This window comes from Streptomyces sp. NPDC093598, assembly GCF_044764825.1.
GTDB lineage: Bacteria > Actinomycetota > Actinomycetes > Streptomycetales > Streptomycetaceae > Streptomyces.
The window spans coordinates 12,041-25,474 of record NZ_JBIWIV010000021.1; the positions used below are offsets into that span (position 1 = coordinate 12,041).

13 protein-coding genes and 1 pseudogene are annotated in these 13,434 nt (G+C 69.9%); 9 read left to right on the forward strand and 5 right to left on the reverse strand.

The genetic code is table 11. From position 1 onward, the window contains the following. Nucleotides 1-100 precede the first annotated feature (100 nt). The 3 genes from ACIRDU_RS35550 (at nt 101) to ACIRDU_RS35560 (ending at nt 1,751) form a co-directional block, all read left to right on the forward strand. On the forward strand, nt 101-685 hold the full coding sequence (locus tag ACIRDU_RS35550) for a DinB family protein (RefSeq protein ID WP_403587695.1): 585 nt from the start codon (nt 101-103) through the stop codon (nt 683-685). Between the two features lie 155 nt (nt 686-840). Beyond that, nucleotides 841-1,287, forward strand: coding sequence for a transposase (locus ACIRDU_RS35555; RefSeq protein WP_403587698.1), 447 nt, complete (start codon nt 841-843; stop codon nt 1,285-1,287). Then, on the forward strand, nt 1,284-1,751 hold the full coding sequence (locus ACIRDU_RS35560; protein WP_403587701.1) for a hypothetical protein: 468 nt from the start codon (nt 1,284-1,286) through the stop codon (nt 1,749-1,751). Before ACIRDU_RS35555 ends, ACIRDU_RS35560 begins: the two co-directional genes overlap by 4 nt. Before the next feature lie 65 nt (nt 1,752-1,816). On the opposite strand, the gene ACIRDU_RS35565 is transcribed toward ACIRDU_RS35560, so the two are convergent. After that, nucleotides 1,817-2,218 (reverse strand): hypothetical protein, encoded by a 402-nt coding sequence (locus ACIRDU_RS35565; RefSeq protein WP_403587704.1) that lies wholly within the window; start codon nt 2,216-2,218, stop codon nt 1,817-1,819. 649 nt (nt 2,219-2,867) lie between these two features. On the opposite strand from ACIRDU_RS35565, the gene ACIRDU_RS35570 reads away from it, so the two are divergent. Both ACIRDU_RS35570 and ACIRDU_RS35575 read left to right on the forward strand, forming a co-directional pair. Continuing rightward, complete coding sequence (locus tag ACIRDU_RS35570; RefSeq protein ID WP_403587707.1) at nt 2,868-3,473, forward strand: replication-relaxation family protein; 606 nt, start codon at nt 2,868-2,870, stop codon at nt 3,471-3,473. Between the two features lie 289 nt (nt 3,474-3,762). After that, nucleotides 3,763-4,109 (forward strand): annotated as a pseudogene (locus tag ACIRDU_RS35575) (hypothetical protein). Between the two features lie 465 nt (nt 4,110-4,574). On the opposite strand, the gene ACIRDU_RS35580 reads toward ACIRDU_RS35575, so the two are convergent. From ACIRDU_RS35580 to ACIRDU_RS35595, 4 genes are all read right to left on the reverse strand, one after another. Further along, nucleotides 4,575-5,870: an ABC transporter permease gene (locus tag ACIRDU_RS35580; RefSeq protein ID WP_403587710.1), complete on the reverse strand. Its 1,296-nt coding sequence runs from the start codon at nt 5,868-5,870 to the stop codon at nt 4,575-4,577. Then, complete coding sequence (locus tag ACIRDU_RS35585; protein WP_403587912.1) at nt 5,867-6,520, reverse strand: ABC transporter ATP-binding protein; 654 nt, start codon at nt 6,518-6,520, stop codon at nt 5,867-5,869. The genes ACIRDU_RS35580 and ACIRDU_RS35585 overlap by 4 nt, the downstream gene beginning before the upstream one ends. Nucleotides 6,521-6,552: 32 nt before the next feature. After that, nucleotides 6,553-7,761 (reverse strand): hypothetical protein, encoded by a 1,209-nt coding sequence (locus ACIRDU_RS35590; protein WP_403587713.1) that lies wholly within the window; start codon nt 7,759-7,761, stop codon nt 6,553-6,555. A gap of 113 nt (nt 7,762-7,874) precedes the next feature. Then, nucleotides 7,875-8,495, reverse strand: coding sequence for a hypothetical protein (locus ACIRDU_RS35595; RefSeq protein ID WP_403587716.1), 621 nt, complete (start codon nt 8,493-8,495; stop codon nt 7,875-7,877). Nucleotides 8,496-8,586: 91 nt separating this feature from the next. Here ACIRDU_RS35595 and ACIRDU_RS35600 point away from each other — a divergent pair, with 91 nt between their 5' ends. The 4 genes from ACIRDU_RS35600 to ACIRDU_RS35615 all read left to right on the forward strand — a co-directional run bounded on the left by ACIRDU_RS35600 (nt 8,587) and on the right by ACIRDU_RS35615 (nt 13,404). Continuing rightward, a complete protein-coding gene (locus ACIRDU_RS35600) occupies nt 8,587-9,300 on the forward strand; it encodes a response regulator transcription factor (protein WP_351364805.1) in 714 nt (237 codons plus the stop codon). 11 nt (nt 9,301-9,311) lie between these two features. Further along, nucleotides 9,312-11,102 carry a sensor histidine kinase gene (locus ACIRDU_RS35605; protein WP_403587915.1) on the forward strand — a complete coding sequence of 597 codons (1,791 nt, stop codon included), beginning with the start codon at nt 9,312-9,314 and terminating at the stop codon, nt 11,100-11,102. 497 nt (nt 11,103-11,599) lie between these two features. Then, nucleotides 11,600-12,310, forward strand: a complete 711-nt coding sequence (locus ACIRDU_RS35610) for an RNA polymerase sigma factor (RefSeq protein WP_403587719.1) — start codon at nt 11,600-11,602, stop codon at nt 12,308-12,310. Next, on the forward strand, nt 12,307-13,404 hold the full coding sequence (locus ACIRDU_RS35615; RefSeq protein WP_403587722.1) for a CU044_5270 family protein: 1,098 nt from the start codon (nt 12,307-12,309) through the stop codon (nt 13,402-13,404). The genes ACIRDU_RS35610 and ACIRDU_RS35615 overlap by 4 nt, the downstream gene beginning before the upstream one ends. Nucleotides 13,405-13,434 lie beyond the last annotated feature (30 nt).

The window sequence follows — 13,434 nt, forward strand, 5'->3', positions numbered from 1 at the left end:
CTCAGGGCACTGGCCATGGCCAGACTTCGGCTCTTCCGGTTGTTGCAGTCCACGCACGGGATCTTGAGGCCGCGAGTAGCTCATGGCAGGCTCATGCCGCATGATCGATGAATTCGCGAAGGACAACCTGCACGGGAGACTGCGGCGGGACCGCGAGGCGCTGCTCTGGAAGCTCGACGGCTTGTCTGAATACGACGCCCGCCGACCGTTGACAGTGACCGGGAGCAACCTCCTCGGCCTGGTCAAACACGTGGCCAGCGTCGAGGCCAGGTACTTTGGCGAGGTCTTCGACCGCCCTTTCCCGGAACCGCTGCCCCGGTGGCAGGACCACGACGGCAGCGATCTGTGGGCGACTGAGGGCGAGACCCGCGATCAGATCATCGAGTTCTACCGGCGCACGTGGGAACACTCGGACGCGACGATCAACGAGCTTCCCCTCGATGCCCCCGGCCACGTGCCCTGGTGGCCGGATCCCCATTCCAACACGAACCTGTTCGCCGTCATGGTCCACGTCCTCGGCGAGACCAACCGGCATGCCGGGCACGCCGACATCCTGCGCGAAGGCGTCGACGGCCGAACCGGGATGCGCCCTGAACATGGGATGCAGATCGATGAGGAAGCCCGCGACGCCTACTACGCGAAGATCGAGCAGGCCGCCAGATCGGCCGCATCGGCCAGAGCATAGAGGTCTGTGCCACGTGACTTGAGGTTCGAGCGGCATGATGGCGGCTGTGAGGGCTGATCTGGCGAAGCGTCTGGTTCCTGATGAGCTCTGGGAGCTGGTCGCCCCGCTACTGCCGTCGTTCGCGGCTCGACCGCAAGGTGGCGGGACCGCTCTGCGTGATCGAGCGGGCGGTGTTCACGGCTGTGGCGTACATACTGACGAGTGGGTGTGCGTGGCGGTATCTGCCGGAGTCGTTCGGTGTATCGCCGGCCGGCGCGCACCGTCGGTTCAGCGTGTGGACCGAGGCCGGGCCGTGGCGCAGACTGCACCGGGCGGTGCTGGACGAACTCGGCGCCAGGGGTGAGTTGGACTGGTCGTCCGTGATCGTCGATGCCGCGTCGGTGCGCAAAAAAGGGGTACTGCTTGAGGCTCTTGCCCTCGCGGCGGCAGCAGCACGCACGCCTTCCATCTCATCCTCGGTGAACGAAGCCGCCGCCCGGCTGGCCGTCAAGCTCCAAGACGGCAAGCGGGAGCGCGCCGTCGCCCGTCCCGGCACGCTGCGCGACGGCCGGAAGAAAAGCCGCTGTCGTCCGGGGCGTGCCGCTGGGAGACTGCGGGGATGACCACGCAGCGGCTGCCGTTCCCGGTCCCGGACGAACGCGCCCACCTCTTCGTCGACAGCTACGCCGACATGCACGACCTCGTTGAGGACCTGGTCGTGCCCGCCGCCGCTCCCGAGGCCGCAGCGACCGTCCTGCGCACGGCCCGCGAACTGCTGCGCCAGTCGTACTACTGCTACGAGTTCTCCACCGTGGCGGTCATGCACTCCCTGATCGCGGTGGAGATCGTGCTGCGCGACCGCATCCCGGAGGCGGGCAAGAAGCCGCTGCACCAGCTCATCAAACAGGGCGCGGCCGATGGGATCCTGACGGCCCGGCAGGCGGAGTACCTCGACTATGGCCGGCAGATCCGCAACGGGATGGCGCACGGCCAGACCACGCACGCGGTGATGCCACCGGCCATGGCGGTGCCGATGGTGACGACCTCGTTCGCGATCGTCTCCGAGCTCTGCGCGGCTGTCCTCTGACAATGATGCTGGATCGTTTGCCGTCGGAGTTGGACCGCTGGTGCCGGGCGATGAGGAGCCGGAGGCTATGCGCGGTGCCCGGTGGCGAAGCGGACGAAGCCGGCGATGCGCGGGCTGAACGTCAGCGCGCACTCCTCGCTGAGAGCCGAACGCACGCCCGCCACCACATCAGCGTCCGGCGCACCAAACACCTCGAAGCGCTCCACCTGGCAGTGCTTCATCACCTCTTGGATGTACGGATCCGCCAGCTTCCAGTGGAGGCGGACCGCGTCGGAGTCCTGATAGAGCTGGAAGCTGTGGGCGACCATCCGCTCCTCGTCCACGAAGGTCTCCACCATCAGCTGAGGACCGTGCTGCTCTGCGAACGCAACTGCCCTGGTGACGGCGTCGCGGAAGCCCTCCAGGTGACCTTCGGTGATGCGCATGGTGTTCCGGAAGAGGAGACTCGTCGAGTCGTGAGTAGTCATAACTCGACACTCGCCCCTCAACCTGGGTTGAGGTCAAGCATGGATTTCCCCCAGCATCCTCCTCGACCTCGTAGGCATCGCTCAGGTCAGGCCAGGTGCCGACAGTGACGCCACCGCTGTGGCCTCTCAGCTCCCGGTCCAACTTCGCTGTCACGCACCGAGTGGCGGTCCAACTTCGTTGGCAAACCGTCCAGGTTCAACGGCAGAGGACAGCGGCGCCCACCGGATGATCACGGCTCGGTGACGGCGCTCGGTGGAGTGTCACACCGTTGACTTTCGCCACACCTCTAGCAAGTGACGGCGGGCTTTTGTCCGGAGTCCCGCGCCACTGCGTGAGGAGTCTCGTCATGACGTACGCCAGTAGCGCCCGGAAGTCCGAGCCGGAGCCGCGACCGACCTGGACAAGGGATGCCGAGCGGCCTTTGGGCGGCCAGGAATCCAGTGCCGTGAACGGTGCCGCGAACGATTCCAACGTCGTGCCCATCACCGCAGCTCATACCGCACGCCAGGGGGCCTCCCGGCACGCTGACACCTCTCTCTCTCTTCCCCTGAGAGGTCGGGGAAGGGGAAGAAGTCCACTCCGGCCGGGACGGTGCGTGCCGATGCGCTGCGGATGCTGGGGTGCGTTCGGATAGCCACGGTCCGGCAGATGGCTCAGGTGATCACGGCGGAGGATGCCGACGGCCGGTCGTATGTGCGCAGGGCGATGAACAAGCTGGCGGAACTGGGACTGGCGGAGACGAACGGCAAGGACAGACGGCACCCGATCCGGAACCTGACCTCGGCAGGGCAGAAGGCTCTGGCCGACGGCAACGAGCTGCCTGCCCGCCCGAAGGCCGGCACCGGAGCGAAGGCGGTGAAGGCCGGGTTCGGTCCGCACGGCGTCGCGGTGACGGACACGATCCTCGCCTACGGAGGCCGCAAGCACCTGACCGACTGGCAGGTAGAGGTCAACCATGCCATCAAGGAGACCTGCCTCAGCTTCAACACCGACGCCGTCCTCGCACTGCCGACCAAGACCAGCAAGGTGCGCCTTTTCGAGCTCGACAACGGCACCATGTCCCAGGCCTGCCTCGCGAAGGAGGTCTGGGACTACGAGCGCTACGCCGGGCACCGCGTCCGGGAAGGCGCCCGCGGCACGATCGGCACGACGTACCCCTCTGGCAGCGCCACCGCTACACCCGCTCCCAGACCTTCCCGCGGCTGCACGTCGTCCTGGCAGGCAAAGAGGAGCACCTGCTCGACAACCGCCTGAAGGCCCTTGCCGACGACGTGAAGGGCATCGCCGTCGACGTCTGGGTGAACACCCTGCCCCGGCTACAGCGCGGTGAGCCCTGGTACGAGACAGGCGTCGACGACCCGTCCCGCGCAGGGAGCGCCACCCGGAGCCGATCGGCCGCTGACCCGGCAGTCCCATGGCCCGGGCCCGGCCCTCCCGCTGGAGGACCGGGCCCGGTGTCTGTCCGCCTCGGCGACGGCCCCGCTGCCGCACACCCAGCAGCCCGCCCCCAGCACACACCGGGCCGGACCCCAGGAGGAGTCGCATGAGCACCCCGGAAGAACGCCCCAACCCCGACGACGCACTCGCACGCGCCCATGCGGCCCGCGCGAAGATGGCCGCCGCGCTCAACGAGGACCAGGAGCCGAGCCCGATGAGCCCCTGGGATGGCAGCCGATCTGGAAGCGCTCCCGGAAGCTGAAGTCCAAGGCGGCGAAGAAGCAGGAGCTGCGCAAGCAGAGGCGGCGACTCCAGGACGCCGGGCGGCGCCGACTCGCCGCCGGGCAGTCGCGCCGACCCCGGTCCCGGCAGAACCGGATCGGCAACGCGGCCGCGCGCCGCGACGCCCGCGCCCTGTCCCGGATGCGGCACTCCAACGCCTGGCTGTGGTGACGATGCCGGACACCGTCCACTCGATGGAGCCCACTCGATGGACTCCACCGAGTGGAGCCCACTGAGTGGATCCCACCCGATGGGTTCCACAGAGTGGACTCCACTCTGGTGCGCACCACTCGACGATGCCCAGCACTTTGGCGCGCACCGGCACCCCTTCTCCAGGTGCGGCCGGGTTCGCGCATGACCCCTTGTCCAGGTCTGCTACCTTGGCGCGCGCCCCCTTGTCCACCTCTGCTACCCGGCCCATTTCTCCTTGCCGCAGCGCCTTCCGGCCGCCGTCCGGCGCGCGCACTACACGACAGTGAGGCGTGCCGGGTGCGAGCCGGCCGGTGCGGAGTGTGCACCGAGGGCCTGGCCCACGCGAGCGGTGGACGGACGGCATCCGGGCGGTGGGACGGACAGTCCGCCACGTCGGCCCGAGAGCGCCGCGGCGGCGGGAGGCAGGCGCACAGGTCGGCCGTCTCACAGGGTGCTCAGCGCCTCGCTCGGGGTCATCCGGGACGCGGTGATCGAGGGATAGACACCCGCCGCAATCCCCACCAGCACGGCGCCCCCGCAGCCGCCCAGCACCGCACCGGGCGGCACCGCGGGCGGCCAGCCCTGGGAGAGGGCGTAGCCCACCACGACGAGGACGCCGAGCAGGCTGCCGGCCGCGCCGCCGAACGCCGACAGGGCCACAGCCTCCACCAAGAACTGGTTGCGGATCTGGCCCCTGCTGGCGCCCAGCGCACGGCGCAGTCCGATCTCCCGGCGGCGCTCCAGCACGGAGATGAACATGGTGTTGGCGACACCGACACCCCCCACGAGCAGGGCCACGGCGGCTAGTCCGAGGAAGAGCGCCGAAGCGTTGTTCTCGGAGGCGCGCTTCGCGGCGAGCACGTCGGAGGGGCGGCTGACCCGGACGGCCTGCGGGAGCGCCGGGTTGACGGTGGCGGGCAGTACGGCCCGGACGTCCTCCAGGGCCTCCTCCCGGGCGTTGACGTAGATCACCGTGGGATGCCCGTCGAAGCGGAGCCGGTCACGGGCCGTCTCCCAGCCGACCAGCGCCGCCCGGTCCAGTTCGGGAGCGAGCGGAACGGGATCGAGGATGCCGACGACGGTGAACCACGTGCCGTTGACGGTGACCATTGGCGTGCCGAGGCCGGCGCCGAGCCGGGGCACGCCGAGCCGTGAGGCGGCCGTCGAGCCGAGGACGACGGTCGGGAGCCGGTCGGACGCCGGACCGAGGAAACGGCCGTGGCGGAGATCGCCGTGCACCGCCTTGAGCAGGTTGTGCTTGGCGGCCAGGACGGTGATGCCAAGGTAGTCGTCGGCGTCCGCGCGGTCGGAGCGCCGTATGACCGTGTTGGTGTTGGCGACCGCGCTGGCCACGGTCACCGGACCGATACGGTCCGCCATGTCCACCGACTTCTCGGGCAGCCGCACGGGCGGGTTCTGGTCGGGCAGGGGGACCACTTGCAGCATGTTGGTGCCCAGGGCGGACAGCTCGCGCATCAGCGCCTTGTGCCCAGACGCCGGGATGCCGGTCACCACGATCATGGTGGCGATGCCGAGGGAGATGCCCAGGGCGGAGAGCACGGACCGCAATCTGCGGGAGCGGACGCCGGCGACGGCAAGCATGACCACATCGGCCGGGGTCAGCCGCACCGGCCTGCTGAGCGCAGCGATGCCTCCCGCCTTTGGCCGGGCGTCACCCCGGGTGCCGCCGGGACGTTCGTCCGCGGTGCGCGTGGGGGTGCGGGTGAGTGGGGTCCTCATCGCGGGCCCTCCGTCGCGGTGTCGGCGGCCAGACGGCCGTCGAGGATCTCGACCCGCCGGGGCAGCGATGCGGCGATGTCCCGGTCGTGGGTGATGATCGCGATCGTGGTGCCTTCGCGGTGGAGCGTGTGCAGCAGTTCCAGCACGGCGTTTCCGTTCGCGGTGTCCAGCGCCCCGGTCGGCTCGTCGGCCAGGACCAGAGCGGGTTCGTTGACCAGGGCGCGGGCGATGGCCACCCGCTGCTGCTCGCCTCCCGACAACTGGTGCGGAAGATGGCCGGCGCGCTCCGCGAGGCCCACCCGGTGCAGTGCTTCGAGGGCCAGAGCGGGTCGCCTGCGGCGCGGCACCCCGGCGTAGAGCAGGCCGGTGGTCACGTTGTCCGCGGCGGTCAGGCCGGGGGTGAGGTGGAACTGCTGGAAGACGAACCCGAGCCAGCGGCCCCGCAGAGCTGAGAGGCGGCGGTCGGGCAGACGCGCGATGTCCTGCCCGCCGATCTCCACCGTGCCGCTGGTGGGCCGGTCCAGTGTCCCCATGATGTTCAGCAGCGTGGACTTGCCCGATCCGGACGGGCCCACGATGGCGAGGAGTTCCCCCCGGTGCACGGTCAGGGACACCGCTTCCAGGGCGGTGACCCCGCCCGGGTAGACCATGCCGGCGTCGCGCACGGTGAGTACCGGGACGTTCAAGAGGTCGCCACCACTTTCATGCCCTCCCTCACGCCCGGCCCGCTGATCTCGGCCATGCCCCTGGCCAGCAGACCCGTCCTGACGGCCACGAGGGAGCCGCCGGGACGCTGCAAGCCGTAGCCGCCCTCGGCCAGCGCGAGCAGCGCGCTGACCGGTACGGCGAGGACGTTCTTCCGTACGCGGCCGGTGAATTCCACCTGGACCGTGGAGGAGGACAGACGCCGTACCGTCCCGGCGTCGTCGACCTCGATCGTGACGTCCATGCGGCGTGCCGTGCCGTCGCTCTCGCCGCCCTGCGGATTGGTGACCACGCTGCTGATCTGGGTGACCTCGCCTTGGGCCGAGGACTGGTCGGGGAGCGTCACCCGCACCCGGGCGCCGCGGGTGATGGCTCCGATGTCGCGGGCGTCCACCGGAACCGTCACCACCTTGCGGGTCGCCGTCACCGAGAGCAGGTTGCCGGCCGCCTCGTCACCGGTCTGAGCCTGCACGGCGCTGACCCGCACCGCGGACGTGGTGACCACCACGTCGCCTGGGCCGAGAACGCCGGTCGCGGGGAGGTTGGCGGATGCCTGCCAGCGCTTGACCACGGCGATCAGCGCGTCCGTGAGCACGGCGTCGCCCTCCTCGACGCGCTGCGACGCGGGGGTCGAGGAGCCGGGGCCGGGCGGGGCGCTCTTCGGCGGGTCCGAAGACCGCCGCGCGGCTGCACCGCTCGGGGACGCGGCGTCGGCCGCAGTCCCACTGCCGGATGGTTGCGGCTGCTCGGGCGGGGGCGGCGAGGCGGCGGGCTGCCGGACGACGGTGCCGACCGAGGGCTGGCGTCCGATGTCGTATCCGAGAGCTTCGAGGTTGTCCGCGACTGTCCTGATGTCGGGGCCGACCAGACCGGGGGTGTCCAGACTGCGGAACAGCGGCGTTTCGCCGAAGAAGACCACGGCTGGACGGTCGTCCACCCGGTACAGCGTTCCGCCGCGTTTTACGGTCGCCCCGACGTCCGGCAGCCAGGTGACCAGGCCGCCGGCCGTGCCCTTGATCTGCCGGACCGGGCCGTACCCGAGTTCGCCACTGAGCGTCATGGAGTTCGACAGGTCGGTGCGCACCACCGCGACCGTCCGGACCGGGACGTCCGCGCTGCCGGACGCGTGCTGCGTGTCGTCGCCGCGCATGGCCACCACACCGGCCATACCGGCGGTGCCGGTCACCGCCAAGGCCACCACCCAGGCGATCCGCCGCCGCACCGGACGGCACGGCCGCCGGCCCGCGCGCGGAGGGAGTGCACCGGGGGAGTCCGGGAGGTCTGAGGAGTCCGGAACCGTCACTGGCTGAAGCCCTTCTTCTGGCACTCGTCCTGAATCTTCTGCACGTCAGGTGGCACCACCTTCATGGGCAGGAAGGTGAACCCCCGGCCATCAGGCAGGGCCTTGACCTTCAGCCCGCGCTCGTTCATGCACGTGAGCCACTTGCGGAAGCCCTCGTCCCAGTCGGGGTTCTTCTCGGCGTCGAACTCCGGCGGCGGAAGCGGCGCCTTGGACCGGCAGGCGCCGTACTCGGCCGCGAAGCTGTTGGAGTCCGACATCCTCGTTTTGTCGGGCATCAGGGTGCCTTCCGCCGTGCGTGTCATGGGCACGCCCTCGTCCCGCAGGCACGTGAAGTAGATCTGCTCCAGCCGGTTCTCCTCCTCCGGTGAGGTGTCCAGCCGCAGCTGCGGCCGGCCCGCGTCGGGATCCGAGGGGGACACCGACCGTTTCCCCGCCTCGCGCGGGTTCTGCGCGTCACCCGAGCGCGAGACCGAGGCGACGCCGGTTTCCTTCTCGCTGTCGCCGTCCCCGTCACCGCAGCCGGTCAGTCCCAGGAGGGCGACACTGGCCACGGTCAGTGCCAGCGCTCGGGTCCAGCCGGTGCGGTCACGCGGGGAGCGGTCCAAGAGATTCGTCATGCGGCAGATGCTGATCGGCGGATATGAAGATCCCGCCAAGCTGACGCCAGGAAGCGACCAGGCCGCTGGGGCGCGGCCTAGAGTCGCAGCCATGTGCGCGCACGTACTCGTCGTCGAGGACGACGAGAAACAGGCGGAGGTCGTCCGCAGATACCTGGTCCATGAGGGACACACGGTCACCGTGGCCCACGACGGGCACACGGCGATCGAACACGCCCGGGCCCGCCTGCCCCAGCTCCTGGTCCTCGACCTCATGCTGCCCGGGCTCGACGGTTTGCATGTCTGCCGCATGCTGCGCCGAGAGTTCGACCGCCTCCCCGTGCTCATGCTCACGGCGCGGTCCACCGAGGAGGACCTGCTCCTCGGTCTCGACATCGGGGCCGACGACTACATGACCAAGCCCTACAGCCCCCGGGAGCTGATGGCCCGCATCCGCAGTCTGCTGCGCCGTGCCGCACCGGTCGCGCCGGAGAACGACGTCCTGGGCGTCGGTGCGCTGACCGTGGATCCGAAGCGCTACGAGGTGCGGTACGACGGGAAGCCGGTGAGCTGCACCCCGGGCGAGTTCGCGCTGCTGGCGGTGATGGCCGAGCAGCCCGAGCGGGTCTTCACCCGTTCCCAGCTGCTGGCCATGACCCGCGGGTCGGACCGGTACATCAGCGACCGGGTCGTCGACGTGCACATCGCCAACCTGCGCAGGAAGATCGAGCCGGATCCGCAGCACCCGGTCCACCTGGTCACGGTCTTCGGCGTCGGCTACAAACTGTCCTCCGGCACCGGTCACGACGGCGGCCGCCGGCCATGACACGTCCCACTGTGCCCTTGCGTCGCAGCCTCCTGGCACGTCTGATCGCCACCTCGGTCCTGGTGGCCGTCTGCTCGATCGCGGCCACGGCCTGGCTCGCCGTGCAGAGCACCACCCGGGCCATTCGCCAGGAAAACGGCCAGGCCATCTCCGACGACCGGATGATCCATGACACTCTCACCGCCCACGCGGCCGCCCACCCCGGCTGGAACGGCGTCCAACCCACCCTGCGCAGGCTGGCCCGGGACACGAGCCGCCGCATCGTGCTGACCACCGGCGAGCGCACGCTGATCGCCGCCTCCTCCCGGGAGGACTCCCCGCTGCCCCGGCATGCCTCGGCCGTCATCGACCCCCTGCGCGCGGACGCCGGGGCGGACACCGCGGGAAATTCCGCCACCGACGGCATCGACCCCCGGGCGACCGGACCCTATCTGCTCCCGGCGCACGAGGCCCGGGCGCTGCGCGCCGTCGCGGACGACGCCGTCGCCTGCCTGAACGCCGGCCGCGTCGCGGCCACGAGGGACGACACCCCCAGCGGCCGCCCTCGCATCAGGCTCGCCGCGCCCAGCCAGGGGGTGTACCTCGGCGAGGCATGCCCCGAGACGGACCGGCTGAACCGGCCCACCGCCACCGAACGCCCGGCCCTGCGCCACCTCAACGTGCTGGTCAACGAGTGTCTTGAACGCCGGGGACTGAGTGGAGGGGCGGAGGTCAGGCCCGACTTCACATGGCTGACCAAGTTGCCGCTCGGCAAGCACGCCGGGACGGTCGAGGAATGCGTCGCCCAGTCCCGGCGCGAGCAACTCGCCCGGTACGTCGCCCCCATGGCGCTGCTCTTCGTCACCACGCCCGGCGGGGCCGAGGGCCCCCAGTTCGATCTCTCCCGGGACAATGCCCTGCGTGTCACCGGCGTCACCGGCCTGGTCCTGGCGCTCACCGTGACGGTGAGCGCCGTGCTGGCCACACGTCTGGTGCGCCCGCTGCGCGCGCTGACCGACGCGGCGCGCCACAGCGCGCGCTCGCCGGTGCGCGTCCCGGTGACCAGGCACGACGAGACCGGCATCCTCGCGCAGGCCTTCAACGAGATGTCGGAAGGCCGGCTCCGCATGGAGCAGCAGCGCAAGGACATCGTCAGCGACATCGCGCACGAGCTGCGCACGCCCCTGACCAACATCCGCAGTTGGCTGGAGGCCGCAGAGGACGGTCTCGCGCCCGACCCCGACCTGATCTCCTCCGTGCTGGAGGAGGCGATGCTCCTCCAGCACATCATCGACGACCTCCAGGACCTGGCCGCCGCCGACGCCGGGAATCTGCGGCTGAACCTGCGACGGGTGGGGGTCCACGACGTCCTGGAGCAGATCGCCGCGGCGCACCGCGCCCGGGCCGACCGCGACGGGATCAGGCTGACGACCGACACCTGCACCGACACCGGCGAAGGACTGGTGCTGACGGCGGATCCGGTGCGGTTGCGCCAGGCCGTCGGCAACCTCGTCTCGAACGCCCTGCGGCACACACCACCCGGCGGACACGTCGGTCTCCGGGCGCGGCCGGAGGGCGGTGACATCGTGATCGTCGTCACGGACACCGGTACCGGGATCAGCGAGGAGGACCTGCCCAGGGTGTTCGACCGCTTCTGGCGCGCGGAGAGGTCACGCAACCGCCACACCGGCGGCAGCGGTCTCGGCCTGCCCCTGGTCCGTCACCTCGCGCAGGCGCACGGCGGCACGGTGTCGGCCGAGAGCACCCTCGGGGAGGGATCCGCCTTCACGCTCCGCCTGCCTGCCGACGGCGATCCGCGATGAGGCGGCGGAAGCAGACGTGACAGCGGCTCGCCGCCCCGAGGGCGTGCGGGCCGCTGTGAAGACGGCGGACAACGGCTGACCGGGCCAGATAAAGAGCACTCGCTCAGGACGCCAACCTCTTTCTCAACAAGCAGGGCGCGCGAGCCACAACTCGCCCGGCCCCGCCGGGGGCGTTCCGGGCCTGGACCGGGCGGTGGCCACAAGGTATTCGGCCGCTCGGCTGGCCGGTCAACCAGGACCGCCGGAACGGGACCGGATACGCCTACGCAGGCCACACTGAGGTTCGCGATGTCTCACGCTTACCGTGAACGAGCTCACCACCTGGAGTACATGGCGAGGGTCCGCGTGCGGAAGTGCTGCCAGGCCGAGGTGGAGGAATGTGTGACCGGCCCCGACGAAGCAGCGTGGGCAGGTCCCGTCGATCGGGAAGCCCCGCCGGAGCCAGATGTGACGCAGGCCACGGGAAGCCGGTGCGGGGTGCCGGACAGCTCATTGAGGTGAGTACTCATCTGCGTACCCGGGTACGGGCCGGGGAATCCAGCGCGTTCGCCGAGCTCTTCGACAGCTACGCCCGCGCTGTCTACAACCATGCTTTCCGATTGACAGCCAACTGGTCGACAGCCGAAGACGTGATGGCCGCGACGTTCATGGAGGCATGGAGGCTGCGCGACAAGGTCGACCCCGAGGGTGGTTCCCTACGACCCTGGCTGCTGGGTATCGCCACCAACACCGCGCGTAATCAGTACCGGACCAATCGGCGCTACCGGGCGGCGGCCCAGGCCGCCGCGGCGGCCGAGTTGTCCGTGCCTGATCATGCCGACGAGGTGGCCGACCGGATCGACGACCGGCGCCGACTGGCGGCGGCCCTCACCGCACTCGCCGCACTGCGCAGGCCGGAGCGGGAGGTCATCGCCCTCTGCCTGGGGGAGGGCCTGGACTACGAGGCCGCAGCCGAAGCGCTCGGAATTCCGGTGGGCACCGTCGCGTCCCGGCTTTCGCGGGCCCGCAAGAAGCTGCGCTCGATGACCGTGATCGAATCGACGCCTCCCGGCGCAGAAACGGGCCGCCCGGTGAGCGAGCTGTCACACCGTTCCGCCCAAACCGGCTCCGAAAAGGTGGGCGGAAAACGGGAAGGCGTCCGCCCCTGCCGACAGGTAAGAGGCGATAACGCAAAAACCATCCGGCCCGCACAGGAAGGAAACCGATGAACGCGAACACGTCCCGGCACAATTCAGCCGCGTGGGATGAGAGCGCACGACTGCTGTCCGGGACAGCGCGAGACCTGCCGACGGGCCGTCACCACATCCACAAGGAGCGTCTGATGGCCCAGATCCACGCCAAGCAGTTGGATGAGCGCACCGCGTCGGCAGCCCCCGCCAAGACGCGGCGCTTGCGGCTGCCGCGTCCGGCGATCGCGCTGCCCGCAATGACGGTGGCCCTGGCGGGAATGGTCACCGCCGCGATAGTGACAAACAACGGCAGCGGAGGCAGGGGCAGCGGTGTTGCCACCGGACCGGCCCTGACCACAGAAATCGGCGCCGCGTCGACCAAGGGAGTGCCCCAGTTGCTGGACCGCATCTCGCTGGCGGCGGCCCAAGGGTCCCGCCCGGCCGTCAAGCCCGGCCAGTACATTTACATCGAGTCCAAGATCGCCGATACCTTCCTGAAGACGGTCGACGACAAGACCACCCTGGCCAGCCACGAGTTGCACCGCCGACAGGTGTGGAACTCCCCGGACGGCAAGAAGGGCTGGCTCATCGATCCCATGGTCAACGAGAACCCCAAGGGCGAGCCCCTCAGCCTCCCCGACGAGCAGGGCAACACCCCTCAGGCATACCTGAACAATCCGTCATACAACTACCTCACTGAGCTCCCTACCGATCCTGACGAACTGCTGGCCAGGATCTACAAGGAGACCAAGAGCCACGGCAGCTCCCCCGACCAGGAGGCCTTCACCACCATCGGGGATCTGCTCCGCGAGAGCTACCCGCCGGCGGAGCTGTACCCGGCGCTGTTCAAGGCCGCTGCGAAGATCCCAGGTGTGGTGGTCGTCGACGAGGCGGAGGACGCGGTCGGTCGGCACGGCGTCGCGGTGGCCCGGCTGGACGAGACGAGCGGCGCGCGGGAAGAATGGATCTTCGACAAGAAGACCCATGTGTTCCTGGGTGAGCGTTCCGTTCAGGTCAAGCAGTTGAACGGATCGGAAGCTCCGGTCAAGCCCGGCACGGTGAACTTCACCAGTGCCGTCCTCAAGCGGGCCGTCGTCGACGACATCAAGCAGACCCCGGCACAGGGCGGCTGACCGCATCCCCAGGCATCGCTCACCGTGAAG